This is a genomic window from Paucibacter sp. M5-1 (genome assembly GCF_027498415.2).
Classification (GTDB): domain Bacteria; phylum Pseudomonadota; class Gammaproteobacteria; order Burkholderiales; family Burkholderiaceae_C; genus Roseateles_E.
Genome location: NZ_JAPZLM020000001.1, coordinates 4751154 through 4771418, shown reverse-complemented (window position 1 = coordinate 4771418; position 20265 = coordinate 4751154). Strand labels below are relative to the sequence as shown.

23 protein-coding genes and 1 tRNA gene are annotated in these 20265 nt (G+C 65.0%); 15 read left to right on the top strand and 9 right to left on the bottom strand.

Going from position 1 to position 20265, the window contains the following annotated elements; translation table 11 throughout:
- The first annotated feature begins 224 nt into the window (after nt 1–224).
- The 8 genes from O5M90_RS22700 (at nt 225) to O5M90_RS22665 (ending at nt 7174) form a co-directional block, all read left to right on the top strand.
- Complete coding sequence (locus tag O5M90_RS22700; RefSeq protein WP_440402357.1) at nt 225–1154, top strand: polyprenyl synthetase family protein; 930 nt, start codon at nt 225–227, stop codon at nt 1152–1154.
- Between the two features lie 59 nt (nt 1155–1213).
- A tRNA-Pro gene (locus O5M90_RS22695) sits at nt 1214–1290 on the top strand.
- Nucleotides 1291–1590: 300 nt separating this feature from the next.
- Complete coding sequence (gene pilB, locus O5M90_RS22690) at nt 1591–3315, top strand: type IV-A pilus assembly ATPase PilB (RefSeq protein ID WP_262971275.1); 1725 nt, start codon at nt 1591–1593, stop codon at nt 3313–3315.
- A gap of 48 nt (nt 3316–3363) precedes the next feature.
- Complete coding sequence (locus tag O5M90_RS22685) at nt 3364–4584, top strand: type II secretion system F family protein (protein WP_269837976.1); 1221 nt, start codon at nt 3364–3366, stop codon at nt 4582–4584.
- A 12-nt stretch (nt 4585–4596) separates the two neighbouring features.
- Nucleotides 4597–5523, top strand: a complete 927-nt coding sequence (locus tag O5M90_RS22680) for a prepilin peptidase (protein ID WP_269837977.1) — start codon at nt 4597–4599, stop codon at nt 5521–5523.
- On the top strand, nt 5523–6128 hold the full coding sequence (gene coaE / locus O5M90_RS22675; RefSeq protein WP_269837978.1) for a dephospho-CoA kinase: 606 nt from the start codon (nt 5523–5525) through the stop codon (nt 6126–6128). Before O5M90_RS22680 ends, coaE begins: the two co-directional genes overlap by 1 nt.
- Before the next feature lie 72 nt (nt 6129–6200).
- A complete protein-coding gene (zapD, locus tag O5M90_RS22670; protein ID WP_137941653.1) occupies nt 6201–6956 on the top strand; it encodes a cell division protein ZapD in 756 nt (251 codons plus the stop codon).
- A 17-nt stretch (nt 6957–6973) separates the two neighbouring features.
- Complete coding sequence (locus O5M90_RS22665; protein ID WP_262971279.1) at nt 6974–7174, top strand: DNA gyrase inhibitor YacG; 201 nt, start codon at nt 6974–6976, stop codon at nt 7172–7174.
- On the opposite strand, the gene O5M90_RS22660 is transcribed toward O5M90_RS22665, so the two are convergent.
- The 3 genes from O5M90_RS22660 to tal are packed head-to-tail and all read right to left on the bottom strand — an operon-like array spanning nt 7163 to nt 10352.
- Complete coding sequence (locus O5M90_RS22660; RefSeq protein ID WP_269837979.1) at nt 7163–7780, bottom strand: HAD family hydrolase; 618 nt, start codon at nt 7778–7780, stop codon at nt 7163–7165. The two genes, O5M90_RS22665 and O5M90_RS22660, sit on opposite strands and share 12 nt — an antisense overlap.
- The gene (gene pgi, locus O5M90_RS22655) at nt 7777–9402 is read right to left on the bottom strand and encodes a glucose-6-phosphate isomerase (protein WP_269837980.1); all 1626 of its coding nucleotides are present in this window, start codon (nt 9400–9402) and stop codon (nt 7777–7779) included. Before pgi ends, O5M90_RS22660 begins: the two co-directional genes overlap by 4 nt.
- Entirely contained in the window at nt 9402–10352 is a 951-nt protein-coding gene (gene tal, locus O5M90_RS22650; protein WP_269837981.1) for a transaldolase, read from the bottom strand. Before tal ends, pgi begins: the two co-directional genes overlap by 1 nt.
- Nucleotides 10353–10487: 135 nt before the next feature.
- Between tal and zwf the strand changes: the two genes are divergently transcribed.
- Together zwf and O5M90_RS22640 are read left to right on the top strand one after the other, a co-directional pair.
- The gene (zwf, locus tag O5M90_RS22645; protein WP_137941520.1) at nt 10488–11927 is read left to right on the top strand and encodes a glucose-6-phosphate dehydrogenase; all 1440 of its coding nucleotides are present in this window, start codon (nt 10488–10490) and stop codon (nt 11925–11927) included.
- Between the two features lie 2 nt (nt 11928–11929).
- Nucleotides 11930–12790, top strand: coding sequence for a MurR/RpiR family transcriptional regulator (locus O5M90_RS22640; RefSeq protein WP_269838367.1), 861 nt, complete (start codon nt 11930–11932; stop codon nt 12788–12790).
- Here O5M90_RS22640 and O5M90_RS22635 read toward each other — a convergent pair whose 3' ends face one another.
- From O5M90_RS22635 to O5M90_RS22610, 6 genes are read right to left on the bottom strand one after another with little or no spacing between them, the layout of a single operon-like run.
- On the bottom strand, nt 12791–13087 hold the full coding sequence (locus tag O5M90_RS22635) for an STAS domain-containing protein (protein ID WP_440402356.1): 297 nt from the start codon (nt 13085–13087) through the stop codon (nt 12791–12793). It lies immediately after the preceding gene.
- Between the two features lie 16 nt (nt 13088–13103).
- The gene (locus tag O5M90_RS22630) at nt 13104–13754 is read right to left on the bottom strand and encodes an MlaC/ttg2D family ABC transporter substrate-binding protein (RefSeq protein ID WP_137941518.1); all 651 of its coding nucleotides are present in this window, start codon (nt 13752–13754) and stop codon (nt 13104–13106) included.
- 28 nt (nt 13755–13782) lie between these two features.
- Entirely contained in the window at nt 13783–14550 is a 768-nt protein-coding gene (locus tag O5M90_RS22625) for an MlaA family lipoprotein (RefSeq protein WP_269837982.1), read from the bottom strand.
- A complete protein-coding gene (mlaD, locus tag O5M90_RS22620) occupies nt 14547–15026 on the bottom strand; it encodes an outer membrane lipid asymmetry maintenance protein MlaD (RefSeq protein WP_262971286.1) in 480 nt (159 codons plus the stop codon). The genes O5M90_RS22625 and mlaD overlap by 4 nt, the downstream gene beginning before the upstream one ends.
- Before the next feature lie 16 nt (nt 15027–15042).
- Nucleotides 15043–15816, bottom strand: a complete 774-nt coding sequence (mlaE, locus tag O5M90_RS22615; RefSeq protein WP_440402354.1) for a lipid asymmetry maintenance ABC transporter permease subunit MlaE — start codon at nt 15814–15816, stop codon at nt 15043–15045.
- Nucleotides 15813–16649, bottom strand: coding sequence for an ABC transporter ATP-binding protein (locus O5M90_RS22610; protein WP_269837984.1), 837 nt, complete (start codon nt 16647–16649; stop codon nt 15813–15815). Before O5M90_RS22610 ends, mlaE begins: the two co-directional genes overlap by 4 nt.
- A gap of 309 nt (nt 16650–16958) precedes the next feature.
- Here O5M90_RS22610 and O5M90_RS22605 point away from each other — a divergent pair, with 309 nt between their 5' ends.
- From O5M90_RS22605 to O5M90_RS22585, 5 genes are read left to right on the top strand one after another with little or no spacing between them, the layout of a single operon-like run.
- Nucleotides 16959–17420 carry a type IV pilin protein gene (locus O5M90_RS22605; RefSeq protein WP_440402352.1) on the top strand — a complete coding sequence of 154 codons (462 nt, stop codon included), beginning with the start codon at nt 16959–16961 and terminating at the stop codon, nt 17418–17420.
- A 5-nt stretch (nt 17421–17425) separates the two neighbouring features.
- A complete protein-coding gene (locus O5M90_RS22600; RefSeq protein WP_269837986.1) occupies nt 17426–18004 on the top strand; it encodes a pilus assembly FimT family protein in 579 nt (192 codons plus the stop codon).
- The gene (locus O5M90_RS22595) at nt 18001–18450 is read left to right on the top strand and encodes a type IV pilus modification PilV family protein (RefSeq protein ID WP_269837987.1); all 450 of its coding nucleotides are present in this window, start codon (nt 18001–18003) and stop codon (nt 18448–18450) included. Before O5M90_RS22600 ends, O5M90_RS22595 begins: the two co-directional genes overlap by 4 nt.
- Nucleotides 18339–19628: a PilW family protein gene (locus O5M90_RS22590; RefSeq protein WP_440402351.1), complete on the top strand. Its 1290-nt coding sequence runs from the start codon at nt 18339–18341 to the stop codon at nt 19626–19628. The genes O5M90_RS22595 and O5M90_RS22590 overlap by 112 nt, the downstream gene beginning before the upstream one ends.
- Entirely contained in the window at nt 19625–20257 is a 633-nt protein-coding gene (locus O5M90_RS22585) for a hypothetical protein (protein ID WP_269837988.1), read from the top strand. The genes O5M90_RS22590 and O5M90_RS22585 overlap by 4 nt, the downstream gene beginning before the upstream one ends.
- The last annotated feature ends 8 nt before the right edge of the window (nt 20258–20265 follow it).

Here is a 20265-nt window from a genome sequence, read left to right as displayed (position 1 = left end):
CAAACCCCGCACCGTCAACGGCGCAGAGCCCGCGAGTGTAGCATGCACCGGGGAAAACACCAAGACCGGTCCAGCACCGCTGCCGCGAGATCACACCGGACCCCGGGCAAGCCCTGGCTGTTCCTATAATCCCGGCTTCGCCAAACAGAGAGCTGAGTGTGCACGCTGCGTCCGCCTCGTCCCCCTCCCCCGTCGCCGAGGTTCAAGCCAAACTGGACGCCGAAATGCGTGAGGTTGATGCCGTCATCGCGCAGCGACTGACCTCCGATGTGGCCCTGATCAATCAGATCGCCGGCTACATCGTGCATGCCGGCGGCAAGCGGATGCGACCCAAACTGGTCCTGCTGTTTGCCAATGCCCTGGGCTTCGACAAGCACGAGCGCTTTGAGATGGCGGCCGTGGTCGAGTTCATCCATACAGCGACCTTGCTGCATGACGATGTGGTCGACGAATCATCGCTGCGCCGTGGCAAGCAGACGGCCAATGCACTGTTCGGCAACGCCGCCAGCGTGCTGGTGGGCGACTTCCTCTACTCGCGCGCCTTCCAGATGATGGTCTCGGTGAACCGCATGCGCGTCCTGGAGGTGCTAGCCGAAGCCACCAATGTGATCGCCGAAGGCGAGGTCTTGCAACTGATGAATATGCATGACCCGGATGTTGCGGTGGATCGCTATCTGCGCGTGATCCGCTACAAGACCGCCAAGCTGTTCGAGGCCAGCGCCAGACTTGGCGCCGTGCTGGCCCAAAGCACACCGGAGATCGAAGAGGCTTGCGCCGGCTACGGCCGGGCGTTGGGCACCGCCTTCCAGCTGATCGACGACGTCCTCGATTACGAGGGCGACCCGAGCGCACTGGGCAAAAACGTCGGCGACGATCTGCGCGAGGGCAAGCCCACGCTGCCGCTGCTGCTCGCCATGGAGCGCTGCCAACCGGCAGAGCGCAGCCTGATACGCCACGCCATCGAACATGGCGAGGTCCAAGGCCTCAGCGACATCGTCAAGATCGTGCGCAGCACCGGCGCTCTGGAAGCCACTCGCGAGGCCGCCCGTCGCGAGGCCGAGCACGCCCGCGAATGTTTAAATTTGCTCCCCCCTTCAATTTGGCGCGAAGCTCTGCTAGAATTTTGTGCTCGGTCGGTTGACAGGTCCTTCTAAGGATTTGCGGTAGATCGAAGCTTGAACGCTTGAGCCCCTCAAGCAGAAGTTCAAAAAATCGGGGTGTAGCTTAGCCTGGTAGAGCGCTACGTTCGGGACGTAGAGGCCGGAGGTTCGAATCCTCTCACCCCGACCAGTTTTTTCGCCGCTGCGCGCATCGCCAGCGCGCCAAGATGTTGAGGGCCATGATGGCCCCTTCCAAATCAAATCTCCTACAGAGTCAATTGCCGCGAGCAGCGCCATGTCACGGTGCGCCCGCGGTGATGCTTGCACGCATCAGTTTGCCTGCCTCGCTCCCCGAAGCGTGAGCTTGCACACGACTGACAGGCTTTTCCAGGCTTTCACTCGGTTTACAGTGTGAAATCCTTGCGAGAAGATGAGCTGCTGAGATGGCGGATCTTTCGACCCGCCCTGCTGCCCGTCACTACCAAAGCCCGTGGACACCACTCTGATCGAGCCGCCTCATTCCGCGCTGTCCGGCGTCGCGCGCGTGCTCGTGCACGCCGGCAAGCTGCCCGTCAAGACTGCCGAAGACCTGGCGCGCCAGGCGCGCGAGAAGAAGATCAGCTTTGTCTCGTCGGTGATGGCGGCCAATGCCGTCTCGCCGACGGATCTGGCCCATACGCTGTCGCTCGCGCTGGCCCTGCCGGTGCTGGATCTGAATGCGATGGATCCACAGCGCATGCCCAGCAATGTGATCGACAACAAGCTGGCGCAGCAGTACCAGGTCGTCGTCCTGGGGCGGCGCGGCAACCGGCTTTTCATCGGCGGCGCCGACCCGACCGATCAGGAAGTGGTCGAGAGGATCAAGTTCGCCACCCAGCTGGCGCCCGAGTGGGTCATCGTCGAGTACGACAAACTCACCAAGATGCTGCAGGGCTCGGCAGCCACGGCGGCCGAGACGCTGGACGCCATTGCCGGCGGCGACTTCGATTTTGATATCGCCGAGGAAGACAGCAGCGCAGCGCAGGAATCGGCCGCCGACATCGCCGATGTGGAAGACGCGCCCGTCGTGCGTTTTCTGCAGAAGATGCTGGTCGACGCGATCAATATGCGGGCCTCGGACCTGCACTTCGAGCCCTATGAATACCACTACCGGGTGCGCTTTCGGGTCGATGGTGAACTGCGAGAGATCACCCAGCCGCCGATCGCGATCAAGGACAAGCTGTCCTCTCGCATCAAAGTGATTTCTCGACTCGACATTGCGGAACGCCGGGTGCCGCAGGACGGCCGGATGAAGCTCAAGTTCGGCGCCAAGTCGATCGACTTCCGTATCAGCACCCTCCCGACCCTGTTCGGCGAGAAGATCGTGATCCGGATTCTCGACTCGTCTTCGGCCAAGCTGGGCATCGAGGCCCTGGGCTACGAGAAGATCGAGAAGGACCGGCTGATGGCCTGCATCCAGCGCCCCTATGGCATGGTGCTGGTCACCGGCCCTACCGGCTCGGGCAAGACCGTCTCGCTCTACACCTGCCTGAACATCCTGAATCAGCCGGGCGTCAACATCTCGACGGTGGAAGATCCGGCCGAAATCAACCTGCCCGGCATCAACCAGGTCAATGTCAACGACAAGGCCGGCCTGACTTTTGCCGCTGCCCTGAAGTCCTTTCTGCGCCAGGACCCGGACATCATCATGGTGGGTGAGATCCGTGACCTGGAGACGGCCGATATCGCGATCAAGGCCGCGCAGACCGGCCATATGGTGATGTCGACCTTGCACACCAATGACGCGCCGACCACACTGACCCGGCTGCTGAATATGGGCGTGGCACCCTTCAACATCGCCTCCAGCGTGCTGCTGATCACCGCACAGCGTCTGGTGCGCCGCCTGTGCGAGCACTGCAAGGCCCCGGCCGAGTACCCGCGCGAAGCCTTGCTGCGCGGCGGCTTCGTTGAGGAAGACTTGGACGGCAGCTGGAAGCCCTATCGCGCCGTCGGCTGCTCCAGTTGCAACAACGGGTATCGGGGCCGGGTCGGCCTTTACCAAGTGATGCCCATCACCGAGGCGATTCAACGCATCATCCTGTCCGAGGGAACGTCGATGGACATCGCCGTCCAGGCCCAGGCGGAAGGCGTGCGCGATCTGCGCCAATCGGGACTGGTGAAAGTCCGCGCCGGTGTCACCACCTTGGAAGAGGTGTTGGCCGCTACCAATGAATAAACGCAATCCGCATATCAAGCGGCCGGCCGAACATCTCGAGGAGAAACCATGGCGACCAGCGCAATAGCCAAAAGCGTGAAGGACTTTGTCTTCGAATGGGAGGGCAAGGACCGCAACGGCAAGACCGTGCGCGGTGAACTGCGCGCCGGCGGCGAAGCCATGGTCAGCGCGACCTTGCGCCGCCAGGGCATCCTGGTCAGCAAGGTCAAGAAGCGCCGGGCCAGCGGTGGCAAGTCCATCAAGCAAAAGGACATTGCCGTCTTCACCCGACAACTGGCCACGATGATGCGGGCCGGCGTGCCCTTGCTGCAGTCCTTCGACATCGTTGCGCGCGGCAGTACCAATCCGCGGTTGACCCGCTTGCTCAACGACATCCGCCAGGATGTCGAGACCGGTACCAGCCTGTCCTCGGCCTTCCGCAAGCACCCGATGTACTTCGACGCGCTGTACTGCAATCTGGTCGAGGCCGGCGAGTCGGGCGGTATTCTGGAGGCTTTGCTGGACCGGCTGGCGATCTACCAGGAGAAGACCGTTGCGCTCAAGAACAAGATCAAGTCGGCCCTGACCTACCCGGTCGCGGTGCTGACCGTCGCATTCATCGTCGTCGCGGTGATCATGATCTTCGTCGTGCCGGCCTTCAAGGACGTGTTCCAGTCCTTCGGCGCCGACCTGCCGGCACCGACCCTGATGGTGATCGCAATGTCGGAGTTCTTCGTTTCCTACTGGTGGGCCATCTTCGGTGGCCTCGGCGGTGGCATCTATTTCTTCCTGCAGTCCTGGAAGCGCTCGGTAAAGATGCAGCATACGATGGACCGCGTGCTGCTGAAGATCCCGGTGTTTGGCGACCTGCTCTACAAGTCGGCGGTGGCGCGCTGGACCCGCACCTTGTCGACAATGTTTGCGGCCGGCGTGCCTCTTGTCGAGGCGCTCGACTCGGTCGGCGGCGCCTCCGGCAATGCGGTGTTCGCCGAGGCCACCGAGAAGATCCAGCGCGATGTCTCCACCGGCGCGGCCCTGACCACCTCGATGCAGGCCACCGGCATCTTCCCGACCATGGTGCTGCAGATGGCATCGATCGGCGAAGAGTCCGGCTCGCTGGATCATATGCTGGCCAAGTCGGCCGAGTTCTACGAGGACGAGGTCGACGAGGCCGTCAAGGCGCTGTCCAGCCTGATGGAGCCCTTCATCATCGTGATCCTTGGCGGCCTCATCGGCGGCATCGTCGTCGCGATGTACATGCCCATCTTCAAACTCGGCCAGGTGGTCTGAGCAAGCCACTGCATGACACAAGAAATCGAATGGCTGTTGTCTCCGTATAGCCTGGGAGTCCTGGGCCTGTGCATAGGCAGCTTTCTCAATGTGGTGGTGCATCGGCTGCCTTTGATGTTGGAGCGGCAGTGGCTGGGCGATGCCGCAGCCCAGCTGTCCGACAGCCCCGACTTGCAGCGCTCCGGCCTGTCCAAGGCGCCCGCAGACAAGCTGGCGGCAGCCGCGCAAGAACTGGCCCGGCACCTGGACAAGCTGCCCGGGCTGGGCATTGCCATACCGCGCTCTCGCTGCCCCCAATGCGGTCACCAACTGACCTGGCATGAGAACCTGCCGCTGATCGGCTGGCTGCGTCTGGGTGGCCGCTGCTCGGCCTGCAAGACCCGCATCTCGGCCCGCTATCCCATCATCGAGCTGCTGACCGGCCTGCTGTTCGCCGCCATCGGCTGGCGTTTCGGCGCCCAGCCTGTAAGCCTGATGTGGTGCGCTTTCGCGGCCTGCCTGCTGGCCCTGGCGGCGATCGACTGGGACACCACCTTGCTGCCCGATTCACTGAACCAGCCCCTGCTGTGGGCCGGCCTGCTGGCCGCGCTGCTGGGCTGGACGATTGCGCTGGACCAGGCCCTGATCGGTGCCCTGGTCGGCTATCTCTCGCTCTGGTCGGTCTACTGGCTGTTCAAGCTGACCACCGGCAAGGAAGGCATGGGCTACGGCGACTTCAAGCTGCTGGCTGCGCTGGGTGCCTGGCTGGGTTGGCAGATGATTCTGCCCATCGTGCTGGGCGCCTCGGTGATCGGAGCTATCGTCGGCATCGCGATGAAGATGAGCAGCAGCCTGCGCGAAGGCCGCTATGTGCCCTTCGGTCCCTTCCTCGCCGGCGGCGGCCTGGTCGTGCTGTTTGCCGGCTCGGAGCGGGTGCTCGGTTGGCTGGGCTGGGCCTGATGGCCTTGCGGATCGGCCTGACCGGCGGCATCGGCAGCGGCAAGAGCACGGTCGCGGGCTTTTTGCGCGAGGCCGGTGCCGCCCTGATCGACACCGATGCGATCTCACGACAGCTGACGGCCGCCGGCGGGGCCGCGATGCCGGCAATCACCACCGCCTTCGGCCTCCAGGCCCTGACGGCGGAGGGCGCGCTGAACCGGGCCCATATGCGCGAGCTGGCCTTTGCCGACCCTGAGGCGCTGCGCCGCCTTGAGGCCATCATGCACCCGATGATAGGTGCCGAGACCCGGGCTCAGGCGGAGGCGGCGAGCAGCGATCTGCTGGTGTTCGATGTGCCGCTGCTGGTCGAGTCGGGGCGCTGGCGCTCGCAAATGCTGCGCGTGCTGGTGGTTGACTGTGACGAGGCCAGTCAGATCGCGCGGGTCACACAGCGCTCGGGATGGACGCCGGCCGCAGTGGAAGCGGTGCTTCGGCAACAAGCCAGCCGTGCGCAGCGGCGCGCGGCGGCCGATGCGGTGATCCACAACGAAGGTCTGGATCTGGCCGGCTTGCGAGCGCAAGTCCTGACCCTTGCGGCTCATTGGCGCAGCGTCGCCAGCGTATGAAACAATAGCGCTCACCGGCGCGCACTCGGCGCCCGGCTTGCCTCCCACGCTGACAGACGAGGAATGGCCCCCTTGGTTCTCTACGAATACCCGTTCAACGAAAGCATCCGCACGATGCTGCGTCTCGAACACCTTTTCGACCGCCTGGGACAGCTGATCCCGCGCGAGACGCCGCTGGACCATCATTTCGCCCTGGTGACGATTTTCGAGATCATGGATGTCGCCTCGCGCGCCGATCTGAAATCCGATCTGCTGAAGGAGCTCGAGCGCCACAAGGCCCAGCTCAACAGCTACCGCGGCAATCCGGCCATCGCCGAGGACGCGCTCAACGAGGTGGTTGCACGCATCGACCATGCCTACAGCGGCCTGAACCAGTTGGTCGGCAAGGCGGGCCATGTGCTGACCACCAATGACTGGCTGATGAGCATACGCAGCCGCATCAGCATCCCCGGCGGCACCTGCGAATTCGATCTGCCGGCCTACTACACCTGGCAGCAATTCCTGCCGGCGCGCCGCCGCAACGACTTGATGCAGTGGACCCAGTCGCTGATGCCGCTGGCCGAGGGCCTGCAGGTGCTGCTGGGCCTGCTGCGCGACTCGGGTGCGCCGCACAAGGTCGCGGCACAGGCCGGCCAGTTCCAGCAAAGCCTGGCCGCCGGCCGCGTCTATCAGTTGCTGCGCATGAAGCTGGACCCCAGCCTGGGGTTGATCCCCGAGATCAGCGGCCACCGCCTGATGATCAATATCCGCCTGATGCGGCAGGACGAGGAAGGCCGGCTCAAGCTGGCCCCGCAGGACGCCAGCTTCGAGCTGACGTTGTGCGCCTGAATTTGTGATGACTTGTGATGACGACCGACGAGAGCAAAAAGCCGCCGCGCATCGTGCGCTGCCCCACCTGCGGCGGTGATAGCGTGTTCGCGCCCAGCAACAGCTGGCGCCCCTTCTGCAGCCAGCGCTGCCGCCAGATCGATCTGGGCGCCTGGGCCAGCGAGAGTTTCCGCGTCGAGGCGGCGCCGCCGCCGGAAGACCGCGACCTAGAGCAATAGGCCCAGAGCCTGCAGCTGCGGCCGCATCGCGGCCGCGTCGCTGAACAACAAGGCCTGCCAGCCGGCCGCCCGGGCCGCTTCGATATTGGCCGGATGGTCGTCGAGGAACAGGCAGCTCGCCGGCGCCACGCCAAAACGCTCGATCGCAAGACGATAGATCTCGGCGCCCGGCTTTGATTGCTTGACCCGGCCCGAGAACAGGCCCGATTCGAACCATTCATGCAGCGGGTAATGCCGCTCCAGATGATCGGCATAGGGCTCGGGCATATTGGACAGATAGAAGAGCCGATGGCCGGCTTGCTTCAGTTCCTTGATCAGCTCCACCGTGTCAGGCAAGAGCTGCAGCTCGTCCGGCACCGCGCGCACCACCTGCTCGACCTCGGCGTAGGGCCAACCGGTGCGGGTTGCAACGCGCTCGGTGACGGTCGCCGCGTCGATCAGGCCCTGGTCGAAGGCGCCCCAATCGCCGCTGTAGTTCTGGAAGAACTCGGCCGCCACGGCCGTGCCCGATTCGGCATCGGCCACGCGGTGCGGCCAGACCCGAGCGAGAAAGCTCGCTGGACGCCAGCGAAACAGCACAGCACCGAAATCGAACACTACATTCATGCGCGCAGCCTCTGCAGCAGGCCGGCGGTGGAGGCATCCAGGCCTGCGGTATCGCCGTTGCTCAAGCGCGGCAGCAGGCTGTTGCACAAGGCCTTGCCCAGCTCGACGCCCCACTGATCGAAGCTGTTGATGCCCCACAGCGCACCGCTCACGAAGACACGGTGCTCGTAAAGCGCGATCAGCGCACCCAGCGAGCGCGGGCTCAACTCGTCCAGCACCAGAGTCGTGCTGGGCCGGTTGCCGGGGAAGCTGCGATGCCGCGCCACGGTCAGCGCGCCCAGCGATTTCGACGCCGTCGGCGCCTTCTCGTGCAGCGCCTCCTCCACCGTCTTGCCCTGCATCAGCGCCTGCGACTGGGCCAGGCAGTTGGCCAGCAGCTTGCTGTGCTGGTCCTGGAGCAAGCCGGCCAGCTCGCCGCCGATATGCGGGCCATGATGGGTGTGCTTGACCGCGATGAACTCGACCGGGATCACATCCGTGCCCTGGTGCAGCATCTGGAAATAGGCATGCTGGCCATTGGTGCCGGCCTCGCCCCAGACCACCGGGCTGGTGCCATAGGGCAAGGCCTGACCCTCGCGGTCCACGCCCTTGCCATTGCTCTCCATCTCCAGCTGCTGCAGATAGGCCGGCAGGCGCTTCAGGCCCTGGTGGTAGGGCGCGACGCTGCGGCTGCCAAAGCCATGGAAGTTGCGATACCAGATGTCGATCAGGCCCAGCAGCACCGGCAGGTTGCGCGCCAGCGGCGCTTGCCGGAAATGCAGGTCCATCGCATGGGCGCCGGCCAGCAGCGCGCGGAAGTTGTCGGCACCGATCGCGATCGCGATCGGCAGGCCGATCACCGACCACAGCGAATAGCGGCCGCCGACCCAGTCCCAGAAACCGAAGCTGGTGTGGATGCCGAAAGCCGCCGCCGCCTCGGTATTGCTGCTGGTGGCGACGAAGTGGCGCGCCACATCACTGCCGCCATTGCCCAGGAACCAGGCCTTGGCGGCCAAGGCATTGGCCAGGGTCTCCTGGGTCGTGAAGGTCTTGGATGCGATCACGAACAGGGTCTTGGCCGGATCCAGATCGCGCAGCACCGGGGCCAGGTCATGCCCGTCGACGTTCGAGACGAAGTGAAGGCGCTGCCCGGCCTGGGTGTAGGCATTCAGCGCGCCGACCACCATGGCCGGACCCAGATCGCTGCCGCCGATGCCGATATGGACGATGTCGCGAAAGCCGCTGCTGGCCACATCGCGCACGCTCTCGGCAAAGGCCAGCATGCGCGCCAGCGAGGCCTGCACCTCGTCGCTCAACAAGCCCTCGCCGGCCGGCGCGCGCAGGGCCGTGTGCAGCACGGCGCGGCCCTCGGTATGGTTGATCGGTTCGCCCTTGAACAAGGCCTCGCGTTGTGATTCAAGCCCGCAGTCGCGCGCCAGCTGCAAGAGCAGGTCCAGCGTGGCCGCATCGATGCGGTTCTTCGACAGATCGGCGAAGACCTCCGGCGCTTCGAAGGACCAGGCCGCAAAGCGGCCGGCATCGTCGGCAAAGGCACTGCGCAAATCAAAGGCCTGACCGGCCTTTTCATAGTGGCTGCGCAAGGCGGCCCAGGCCGGGCTTTGATCACAACGCGAGAAAGTCATCAGCGGCTCTCTTCAATCATCTGGTCCAGTTTGGCCGAGTCGACGGCAAACAGGCGGATGCCTTCGGCCAGCTTCTCGGTGGCCATGGCGTCCTGGTTGAGGGCAAAGCGGAAGCCCGCTTCGTCGAAGGAAACGGCGGGGATGTCGGCGGCACGCGCCGCCTCGGCATCCAGCGCGCGGGCCAGCGGCTCTTCCGAGGACTGCAGCTGGGCCAGCAAATCGGGGCTGATGGTCAGCAGATCGCAGCCGGCCAGCGCGCGGATCTGGCCGATATTGCGGAAGCTCGCACCCATCACCTCGGTGGCGATGCCGTGCTTCTTGTAGTAGTTGAAGATCTGCGTCACCGACTTGACGCCCGGATCGTTGGCGCCGGCCTGGGCGGCCTCGTCCCAGGCGGCGCCGGCGCTCTTCTTGTACCAATCGTAGATGCGGCCGACAAAGGGCGAGATCAGCTGGATGCCGGCCGCACCGCAGGCCACCGCCTGGCAGAACGAGAACAGCAGGGTCAGATTGCAGTGGATGCCTTCGCGCTCCAGCTCGGCGGCGGCCTGGATGCCCTCCCAGGTCGAGGCGATCTTGATCAGCACCCGTTCACGGCCAATGCCCGCAGCCTCGTACAAGGCCATGATGCGGCGGGCTCGCGCCAGAGTGCCCGCCTTGTCGAAGCTCAGACGCGCATCCACCTCGGTCGACACCCGGCCCGGCACCACCTTCAGGATTTCGAGGCCGAAACGCACCAGCACCTGGTCGACGATCTCGTCGAGCGACTTGCCCTGATGCGCCGCCACCGTGTCCTTGAGCAGCGGGGCATAGTCGGCCGACTGCACGGCCTTCAGGATCAGCGAGGGATTGGTGGTGGCGTCGCGCGGCGCGAACTGCGCCAGCTGCAAAAAGTTGCCGGTATCGGCGACGACGGTGGTGCAGGTCTTCAGTTGTTCGAGCTGATTCATGAGCGAGGTCCGTTGGTGATGCAGATCCCTTATTAGAACCGCGAGGGCGACACGGATTGACCCCCGGAAGAAACTCGTGCATCATAAATCCGGTAACTTCGTTACATCAACAAAACATTCCAACAGCAAGCGCGCATGTCATTCGATCTCGTTTTCTTCGGCGGTACTGGCGATCTCACATGGCGCAAGCTGATGCCGGCGCTGTTCCAGGCCTTCCGCCACGGCAAGCTGCCCGAGGGTGGCCGTATTCTGGCCGTGGCCCGTGACGATATGCCCGACGAGCGCTATCGCGAATGGCTCAAGGAACGTTTCAGAGAGGTCGACGGACCGAAGCGCCCCAGCGACGAGGAGTTCGAGCGCTTCGCCGCGCTGCTGCACTACCGGCGCATGGACCTGTCCCAGCCCGAGCATTACCAGAAGCTCAAGGACTGGCTGGATGAGCGCAATGCCGACACCGTGGTGCTTTATCTGGCCACCAGCCCGCATCTGTTCACCCAGATCTGCGAACAGCTGGGTGTGGCCGGCCTGAACCAGCCCAAGGTGCGCGTCGTGCTGGAGAAGCCGCTGGGGCACGACCTGGCCAGCGCCCAGCAGATCAACAAGGTGGTGCGCTCGGTGTTCGCCGAGGAGCAGGCCTTCCGCATCGACCACTATCTCGGCAAGCCCTCGGTGCAGAACCTGATGGCGCTGCGCTTCGGCAATGCCTTCTTCGAGCCGCTGTGGCGCCGCGAGAGCATTGCCAATATCCAGATCACCCTGGCCGAAAGCCTGGGTGTCGGCACCCGCGGCCCGTTCTATGACGGCACCGGCGCCCTGCGCGACATGATCCAGAACCATGCGCTGCAGCTGCTGACGATGATCGCGATGGAGCCGCCGTCGACCAATGATGCCGACGCGATCCGCGACGAGAAGCTCAAGGTGCTGCGCTCGCTGAAGCCCTTCACCGCCGAGAGCGTGGCGCGTGATGTGGTACGCGGCCAGTACCGCGCCGGCACGGTGGACGGCAAGGCCGTGGTGTCCTATCTGGACGAGGGCAAGATCCCGGCCGACAGCGCCACCGAGACCTTTGTCGCGCTGCGCACCGAGGTGCAGAACTGGCGCTGGGCCGGCGTGCCCTTCTATCTGCGCACCGGCAAGCGCCTGGCGGCGCGCGACGCGCAAATCGTCGTCAATTTCCGCCAGGTGCCGCATCCGATCTTCCCGGGGCCGAATCAGCCGAATCGCCTGGTCATCAAGCTGCAGCCCGAGGACGGCCTGGAGCTGCAGCTGCTGGCCACCAAGGGCAGCGGCGAGGCCCTGACCCCGGTGTCGCTGGATCTGGACTTCGACAAGGCCTTCGCGGCCAACCGCGTCGGCGCCTACGAGCGCCTGCTGCTGGATGCGATCGCCGGTCGCCTGAACCTGTTCGTGCGCAGCGACGAGCAGGAGCAGGCCTGGCGCTGGGTCGAACCCATCCTGGACGCCTGGAAGCGCGACAGCGCCGGCCCCCGCACCTACACGGCCGGCTCCTGGGGCCCGCCGGCGGCCAGCGCGCTGGTGGCACGCGATGGTTTCACCTGGGCTGAGGAACAGTGAGCATTCTCGAAAGAATCAAGGCGGCGCTGCCCGCGCTGCCGCCGGCCGAGCAGCGCGTTGCCAAGCTTTTGCTGATCGACGCGCGTGCCTTCGCCAGCCTGCCGGTCAGCGAGCTGGCCGACCGGGCCCATGTCAGCAAGCCGACGGTGGTGCGCTTTTGCCGCAGCGTCGGCTATGACGGACTGGCCGACTTCAAGCTCAAGCTGGCCGGCAGCGTCAACGAGGGCGTGCCCTTTGTGCACCGCGCGGTCGACGAGGACGACAAGCCGGGCGACCTGATCGTCAAGGTGGTCGACAACGCGGTGGCCGCGCTGCTGCATTACCGCAACGACGCCGCCAGCCACGCCTTCGAGCGCGCCATCACCGCGCTGGCAGAGTCGGGCCGCAACGGCCGGCGCATCGAGTTCTACGGCGTCGGCAATTCAGGCATCGTGGCCCAGGACGCCCAGCACAAGTTTTTCCGCCTGGGGGTCAACACCGCCGCTTGCAGCGACGGCCATGTGCAGCTGATGAGCGCAACCATGCTGCAGACCGGCGACTGCGCCGTCATCATCAGCAACTCGGGGCGCAGCCGCGACCTGATGGATGCGGCCGAGATCGCGCGCAAGAAAGGCGCGACCACCATCATCATCACCACCAGCGGCTCGCCGCTCGCGGCGATGGGCCAGGCACCGGGCCAGATCTTGCTGGCGGTCGATCATCCGGAAGACTTCGACCGCTACAGCCCGATGGTGTCGCGGCTGCTGCACCTGATCGCGATCGACATCCTGACCACCGGCGTCGCACTGCAGCTGGGGCAGAAGCTGCGGCCCATGCTACAGGAGATCAAGCGCAATCTGCGCAGCAAGCGCTACGCGGCCTAATCAGGACGCCACCGGCCAGAGCAGCTCGGTCACGCCGTAGACCCGAGCCAGCTCCTGCAGCTTGTCGGGTGCGTTGTGGATCTGCAGGCTCAAGCCCTGCTGGGTACAGAGCCGCGCCGCGCCGAGCAGCAGGGTCAGCGCCGCGGAGTCGAAATGGCGCAGCTCGCCGGCATTGAGCTGCACAGCCTTGCCCGCCGCGTTGCCCACCTGGGCCGCCTCGGCCTGCAGGCCGGCCTGCAGATGCGCCCAGAGCTGGGGCGCCTCATCAAGCCGCACCGACTCGGGCAGCTTCAGCATCGAGGCCGGCATCGACTCAGGACTTGGCGGCCGGAGCGGCCGCCGCCTTCTGGTTGCGCTCGGCCAGGGTCTTGATCAGGCCATCGATGCCGTTGGCGCCAATCTCCTGCGCAAAGCTGTTGCGATACTGATCGGCCAGCCAGATGCCCAGCACATTGACGTCGTAGATGCGCCAGACATTGCCGGCCTTCTCGAGCCGGTAGTCCAGCTGGATCGGGTCGCCGCGGCCTCGCACCTCGGTACGCACCACCACCTCGGTATCGTCCGGGCTGGCGCGCAGCGGGCGCAGCGCGATGGTCTGGTCCTTGACCTGGGTCAGCGCACCGGCATAGGTGCGCACCAGCAGGATCTTGAACTCGTCTTGCAGGCGCTTTTGCTGCTCGGGCGTGGCCTGGCGCCAGAAGCGGCCGACGGCCGAGGCCGTCATGCGCTGGAAGTTGATATGCGGCATCACCTTGGCGTCGACCAGGGCGATGATCTTCTGCACATCACCGGCCTGTATCGCCTTGTCGGCCTTGACGGCCTCGATGGTCTCCAGCGAGAGCTGGCGGATCAGCGTGTCGGCAGCGCTGGCGTCGGCGGCCCGCGCCGCCAGCGGCAGCGCGCTCACTGCGGCAAAGCCCAGGGCCAGCAGGGTGCGCATCAGGCCACGTTTGTTTGCATTCATCGATGAGGGTCCTTCTTGATTCAGGGATTCAACGCCCGGCCTGAGGATCGCTCGGCGGCTCCGGGCTGATGACCTCGTACTCGTCGCCGCCATCTTCCTCGAAGCTGCCGCGCCGGGTCAGGTAGGCGTCGCGGATAAAGGTGTACTTGTCCAGTGCGATGCCGTCCAGCATCTCACCGGCGCGCAGGAAATTCGAGCGCGCATTGACGGCTTGCAGAACGGTGATGCCGAACTGCGCATTGCCGGAGTCGAGCAGCAGCGCCGGGCTGGCGCGCCGGTCGAAAGGAAGCGCAAACGAGTCGCGCACCGACGAAGGACCCAACAAGGGCCAGACGATATAGGCGCCGGTGCCGGTGCCCCAGCGACCGAAGGTCTTGCCCAGGTCCTCGCTATGGCGCTCCAGCCCGACCTCGGTGCTGATGTCCAGCACGCCGCCAAAGCCCAGCGTCGTGTTGACCGCAAACCGCATGGTCTGCAGCACACCGGTCTTCAGGCGCCCTTGCAGGAACAGGTTCACCGCCGACCAGGCATCGGCGACATTGCCGAAGAAATTGTCCACACCCAGTCGGGCCGGCGCCGGCACCACTTCGCTGTACGCGGTGGCCACGGGCTTGAGGACGTTCTCGTCGATCTTCTCGTTGAAGCCAAAGACCTTGCGGTTCCAGTTCTCCCAGGGATCGAGCTTCTGGCCGGGCGAGCCCGGCCCCTTGAGACTGGTGCAGCCGCCCAGGCTCAAGGCCATCACACCCAGCAGAGCAAGCCGACGCCAGGACGCGCCGGCATGGGATTTGTTCATTGCTTCTCTCCAGCAGCACTGCCCATATCGGCCGCCTTGTTATTGATGAACTGGCCGATCAGGTTCTCAAGCACAACGGCCGACTGCGTCTGCGAGATGCGGTCGCCGGCAACCAGGTTTTTCTCCTCCGCACCCGGCTCCAGGCCGATGTACTGCTCGCCCAGCAGACCCGAGGTCAGGATCTTGGCCGAACTGTCCTTTGGAAAAGCCACATTCTTGTGCAGATTCAGAACAACCCGGGCCTGAAAGGTCTTGTCATCGAACTCGATGGATTCGACCCGGCCAATCACGACACCGGCGCTCTTGACGGCCGCGCGCGGCTTCAGGCCACCGATATTGTCAAAGCGGGCCGTCACCTGATAGGTCTCATCGAAGTTCAGGCTCAGCAGATTGCCGGCCTTCAGCGCCAGGAACAGCAGGGCCGCGGCCCCCAGCAGCACGAAAAAACCCACCCACGCATCGCGACGAGATTGCATGCCCATCTCTCCAGAATCAAATCGAAAACATCATGGCCGTCAGCACAAAGTCCAGTGCCAAGACCGCCAGCGACGAGACCACCACGGTACGGGTGGTGGCCTGGGAAACGCCCTCGGGCGTCGGCTTGCAGGTATAGCCCTGCAGCAGCGCGACAAAGCTCACCGTCACGCCGAACACCAGGCTCTTGACCACGCCGTTGCCGACATCGGCCCAGACATCGACCCCGCCCTGCATCTGCGACCAGAAGGCGCCGGCATCGATGCCGATCAGCGGCACCGCCACCAGCCAGCCGCCGATGATGCCCACCGCCGAGAACACCGCCGCCAACAATGGCATCGCGATCACGCCGCCCCAGAAGCGCGGCGCCAGCACCCGCTTGACCGGGTCGACAGCCATCATCTCCATCGCCGTCAATTGCTCGCCGGCCTTCATCAGGCCGATCTCGGCCGTCAGCGAGGTGCCGGCACGACCGGCGAACAGCAGCGCCGTCACCACCGGGCCCAGCTCGCGCACCAGGCTCAGCGCCACCAGCAGCCCCACCGCCTCGGCCGAGCCATAACGCTGCAAGGTGTAGTAGCCCTGCAAGGCCAGCACGAAGCCGACGAACAGGCCCGACACGCCGATGATGGACAGCGAGCGGTTGCCCAGGAAGAACACCTGCTCGCGCACCAGCGAAAAGCGCAGCAAGGCCTGCGGGCTGCGCGCCAGCAGCAGAAAGAACAGGCGGGCGCTGGCGCCGATATCGGCCAGCGACAAGCGCACCGCACGCCCAACAGGGGAAAAAATCATCGCCGACCTCCGACACCAAAATCTTCGGCCACCGGCACCGCCGGTTGGTGGAAATGCACCGGGCCATCGGGCTGGGCGCCGACAAACTGCTGCACCAGCGGATCCTCGCTGCGCCGCAGTTCCTCCGGCGTGCCCTGCGCGACGACCCTGCCATTGGCAATCATCGCCACCTGGTCCGCAATCGCAAAAGTCTCATGCAGATCATGCGAGACGATGATGCTGGTCAGTCCCAGCGCGTCGTTGAGGTCGCGGATCAGCCGCGCCGCCACGCCCAGCGAGATCGGGTCCAGGCCGGCGAAGGGCTCGTCGTAAAGCACAAGATCCGGGTCCAGCGCGATCGCCCGCGCCAGTGCCACCCGCCGGGCCATCCCACCTGACACCTCGGAGGGCATCAGATCGCGCGAGCCGCGCAGGCCCACGGCGTTGAGCTTCATCAGCACCAGATCGCGGATCATCGCCTCGGGCAGCCGGGTGTGCTCGCGCAGCGGGAAAGCGACGTTCTCGAATACCGACAGATCGGTGAACAGCGCGCCGAACTGGAACAGCATGCCCATGCGCCGGCGCACCGCGTACAGCTGATCCTGATCCAGGCCCGCCAGATCCTGGCCGTCAAACAGCACCTGGCCCGAGATCGGCTTGATCTGCCGACCCAGCAAGCGCAGCACCGTCGTCTTGCCCCCGCCCGAAGTGCCGATCAGCGCCAGCACCTTGCCACGCGGCACCCGCAGATTGACACGCTCCAGGATGATCCGGTCGCCGTAGCCGCAGCTGACGTCGCGGAGTTCGACTAAGGGGGTCTCAGAAACTGCCGATACCGTGTGTTGTGGAGCCATGTGGGCGCAAAAAGAGGGCCCAGGGCCCGGCTTGCAAAGTCGGCATCATAGGGGAAAGCACGAGTTGCCGCTGTTGACGAGAACGCCTTTTCCTCATCTGCAAAAACAGCGAACGGTCCCTTGAGATGCATACGGCGTTGAGTTTCGTTACCTTTTCTTTCAGGTCCCAGACCGGCCTGAACGTGAGGCATTTCACGAATGAACGCCAGCAGACGACAAGCGTTCACAGAGCCCCGACTAACGGCGCCACGATATCTCGACGAGACGGAACAATCAGCTCACAGCCGGAGAACCAGACCCATGTCGCTCATGAACCTCAATCGCCGAACTCGCCGCCTCCAAGGCTTTACCCTGATCGAGGTGATGGTGGTGGTCGCCATCATCGGCATTCTTGCCTCGGTGGCTTACCCCGCCTACACCGACTACATCGTGCGTGGCAGTCTGGCCGACGCCAACAGCGGTCTGGCCACCATGCGGGCGCAGATGGAGCGCCACTACCAGGACAACCGCAGCTACAAAACCGTTGGGGCCTTCACGACGCCCTGCGCGGCTGCCGAAGCGGGACGCACTTTTGGACGCTTCGTGGTGAGCTGTGACGGCACACCCGAGGACAACACCTACGTCTTGCAGGCGGTGGGCGCGGGTACCGTGTCAGGCTTCACCTTCAAGGTCAATCAAGCAGATGTCAAGAGCACGACGAACGTGCCGCCTGGTAAAGGCTACAACACCTGCGCGACCAAATGGATGATGAAGAAAGGCGAGACATGCTAGTGCGCATGCGCGGCTTCACGATGGTCGAGCTAATGGTCACGGTCGCGCTGGGCGCGCTGCTGATGAGCCTGGCCGCGCCATCGTTTCGCACCTGGATTCGCAACGCCCAGGTGCGCTCGGTCAGCGAGTCCTTGCAGTCGGGCGTGCGACTCGCACAGGCCGAGGCCGTGCGCCGCTATCAGCAGGTGGTTTTCTTCCGAACCGAGCAGGCCAACTGCCCCCTGGCCACGACGGCCTCGGCCACCGGCGCCGTCTGGGCCATTCGCACCGTGCCGAACGCCGGCGGTCCGCCGGCCGAAACAGTGCACTGTGGATCACTGGTGGAGGCCGGCTCGGGCGTCGAAGTCTTTGGCCCGACAGCCATCTGCTTCAGTTCCAACGGCCGCCTGATGGCCAATGCGGCACCCGGCGTGGGAGCCCCGACCTGCGCCATCAACGGCGTCGCCAGCGTTTACGACGTCAGCGGCGGTACCAGCGAAGGCAGCCGGCCGATGCGCGTGCGTATCAGTTTGGGCGGCAGCGTACGAATGTGCGACAAGTCCAAGACCTTTGCCGCCGACACCCCGGAAGGATGCCCTCCATGAATTCGCGCGTACACCGCAGGCGCCGCTCCCAGCGTGGCATTGCCTTGATCGAGGTGCTGGTCGCAGCCCTGCTGATCTCCTTCGGCCTGCTGGGCCTGATCTCGCTGCAGTCGCGCGCCACCCAGTTCTCGGTCGGCGCCGATGATCGCGCCCGCGCCGCGCTGCTGGCCAATGAGCTGGCATCGGAAATGTGGGGGCTTGGCAGCGTCAATCTCGATGCCGAAACGCTGAAAAAGTGGGGACAGCTGGCGAAGGCTCCGACTGGCGGCGGGCTTCCCAACGGCACCGTCACGGTCGCAGGCCTTGGCGCCAACACAGTGAGGATCACTGTCGAATGGAGCCCTCCCAAGGCCACGGACGAGTCCAAGAACCGCTACACGACCGATGTGGCCATACCGGTCATCCCTGTGGCGCCAGTCCCTCCTCCTCCAGCCCCCGCGCCATGAATCCGATCAAAACCTATCGAATCCTTGGGCGCCACCTGGCGCGAGGGCTGACCTTGATCGAGCTGATGGTGGCCCTGGTCATCGGCCTGACCCTGACCCTGGCGATGACCATGATCACCGTCAGGTATGAAAGCGGCAAGCGGGTGCTGGGCACGGCCAATGACATGACGGCCAACGGCAACTTCGTCTCCTACGAGCTCGACCGTCAGCTGCGCAGCGCGGGCTCGGGCTATATCCAGGGCTGGCGAGACAATCTCAGCTGCCTGCTGAATGTCTCTCGAAACGGTCAGCAGATCCTGCCGCGCCTGGCGCCCTTCCCCGCCCCCTTCGCCGCCGTGCCCCAGCAAGTGCGCCTGGCCCCGGTGCTGGTCTTCCCGGGTGCCGGCAACGGCGGTTCGGATGTGCTCGCCATCGCAACCGGCACCTCGGGCCTGGCCGAGACCACTTCCACCGTGCTGCCTACCTCGACCACGGCCACGTCCCTGCGTGTGCCCAATACCGTCGGTATGCGCGGCGGCGATCTGCTGTTGGTGGCCGAACCGGGTGTGGGCTGCATGATGCAGGAGGTCGCCAGTCCGTTCGCAGGCGGTGCCACCCAGCAGCTCAACCTGGGTGGTGTTTATGCCAGCGCCGTTATCAACGGTGTGGCGATGGCAGGCTTCGCGACGACAGGCAGTGCCTCGGTAGCCGCGCTCGGCAATGTGGCGGGCAACCAGCCTTCTTTTCAGCTGCTGGGCGTGAATGCTGATTCGGCCCTGGTGTCCTACGACCTGCTGCAACTCGGCGCGCAGGATGCGGTACAGGTGATGGCCGATGGCATTGCTGACCTCCGGGTGCTTTACGGCATCGACAGCACCCCCGCCACAGCCCCCTTTACCGTGACCCAATGGGTGACCCCGACCGGTGATTTCGAGCCGGCCAAGCTCACCGACGGTTCGGCAGATGCCCAGGCCCGCCTGATGAGCATCATGGCGGTGCGCGTGGGACTGGTGCTGCGCAGCGACCGGGTGGAGAAGGAGGGCGAGGAGGTCACGCCAGACAAACTGACGCTGTTCGCCAGCATGCCGAACGGGCTGCAGCACGAGGTCAAGATCAGCAGCCTTCAGCAGCGGCAACGCCATCGCACGGTGGAGTTCACCGTGCCTCTTCGCAACATCATGCTGACGGTACGGCCATGAAACGCTTCCAAGCCCCCCGACTCCCAGCCCGCCAGCGCGGCGTGGTCCTGGTTTTCGCGCTGATCGCCCTGGTGCTGCTGCTGGTCGGTGCAGCCGCGATGATGCGCTCGATGAATGTCTCGCTGACCAACGCCGGCAATATCGGCTTCAAACGCGACCTGACCAACCAGGGCGAGCTCGCGATGAACCAGGTGGTGGACGTACTCAGCACGGGCAACCTCCGTACCGAAGCCGCCCGGCTTGTGGCCAACAAGGCCGAGAACTACAGCGAAGTCATTCTGCCCACCAATCCGCAAGGCGTGCCGCTGGCCTTGCTCACCGACACCGCCTTCGCTGAGGTCGGAGTCGCGACCAGAGACATTAAACCGGCCGACACGGGCGTCGAGGTGCGCTACGTGATCGACCGGCTGTGCAGCGACACCGGCGCGGTCGACCCGTCCCGCTGCAGCATGGCCGGCCCACCGCCGCCGTCCGGCGTCAGTTGGTCCGAACGGCTGCGCGCCGAGGACAGCTCGAGCGCCGGCGCCGGCGCCGTGCCCCTGCAGGTGGTGTACCGCGTCAGCATCCGTGTCAACGGGCCGCGCGGCACCCAGTCCTTCTTCCAATCCACGTTCACGAACAGCAACTGAGCGACGCC

Bases quoted from the DNA above. Each gene is read 5' to 3' on its own strand.
- tal (WP_269837981.1), bottom strand. From the start codon at position 10,352: ATGAATCAGCTCGAACAACTGAAGACCTGCACCACCGTCGTCGCCGAT.
- O5M90_RS22600 (WP_269837986.1), top strand. From the start codon at position 17,426: ATGCGCGGCTTCACGATGGTCGAGCTAATGGTCACGGTCGCGCTGGGC.
- O5M90_RS22680 (WP_269837977.1), top strand. From the start codon at position 4,597: ATGACACAAGAAATCGAATGGCTGTTGTCTCCGTATAGCCTGGGAGTC.
- O5M90_RS22685 (WP_269837976.1), top strand. From the start codon at position 3,364: ATGGCGACCAGCGCAATAGCCAAAAGCGTGAAGGACTTTGTCTTCGAA.
- O5M90_RS22585 (WP_269837988.1), top strand. From the start codon at position 19,625: ATGAAACGCTTCCAAGCCCCCCGACTCCCAGCCCGCCAGCGCGGCGTG.
- O5M90_RS22625 (WP_269837982.1), bottom strand. From the start codon at position 14,550: ATGAACAAATCCCATGCCGGCGCGTCCTGGCGTCGGCTTGCTCTGCTG.
- coaE (WP_269837978.1), top strand. From the start codon at position 5,523: ATGGCCTTGCGGATCGGCCTGACCGGCGGCATCGGCAGCGGCAAGAGC.
- mlaE (WP_440402354.1), bottom strand. From the start codon at position 15,816: ATGATTTTTTCCCCTGTTGGGCGTGCGGTGCGCTTGTCGCTGGCCGAT.
- zwf (WP_137941520.1), top strand. From the start codon at position 10,488: ATGTCATTCGATCTCGTTTTCTTCGGCGGTACTGGCGATCTCACATGG.
- O5M90_RS22605 (WP_440402352.1), top strand. From the start codon at position 16,959: ATGAACCTCAATCGCCGAACTCGCCGCCTCCAAGGCTTTACCCTGATC.
- O5M90_RS22700 (WP_440402357.1), top strand. From the start codon at position 225: ATGCGTGAGGTTGATGCCGTCATCGCGCAGCGACTGACCTCCGATGTG.
- O5M90_RS22635 (WP_440402356.1), bottom strand. From the start codon at position 13,087: ATGCTGAAGCTGCCCGAGTCGGTGCGGCTTGATGAGGCGCCCCAGCTC.
- O5M90_RS22630 (WP_137941518.1), bottom strand. From the start codon at position 13,754: ATGAATGCAAACAAACGTGGCCTGATGCGCACCCTGCTGGCCCTGGGC.
- O5M90_RS22660 (WP_269837979.1), bottom strand. From the start codon at position 7,780: ATGAATGTAGTGTTCGATTTCGGTGCTGTGCTGTTTCGCTGGCGTCCA.
- O5M90_RS22590 (WP_440402351.1), top strand. From the start codon at position 18,339: ATGGAGCCCTCCCAAGGCCACGGACGAGTCCAAGAACCGCTACACGAC.
- O5M90_RS22595 (WP_269837987.1), top strand. From the start codon at position 18,001: ATGAATTCGCGCGTACACCGCAGGCGCCGCTCCCAGCGTGGCATTGCC.
- O5M90_RS22610 (WP_269837984.1), bottom strand. From the start codon at position 16,649: ATGGCTCCACAACACACGGTATCGGCAGTTTCTGAGACCCCCTTAGTC.
- O5M90_RS22665 (WP_262971279.1), top strand. From the start codon at position 6,974: ATGACGACCGACGAGAGCAAAAAGCCGCCGCGCATCGTGCGCTGCCCC.
- mlaD (WP_262971286.1), bottom strand. From the start codon at position 15,026: ATGCAATCTCGTCGCGATGCGTGGGTGGGTTTTTTCGTGCTGCTGGGG.
- pgi (WP_269837980.1), bottom strand. From the start codon at position 9,402: ATGACTTTCTCGCGTTGTGATCAAAGCCCGGCCTGGGCCGCCTTGCGC.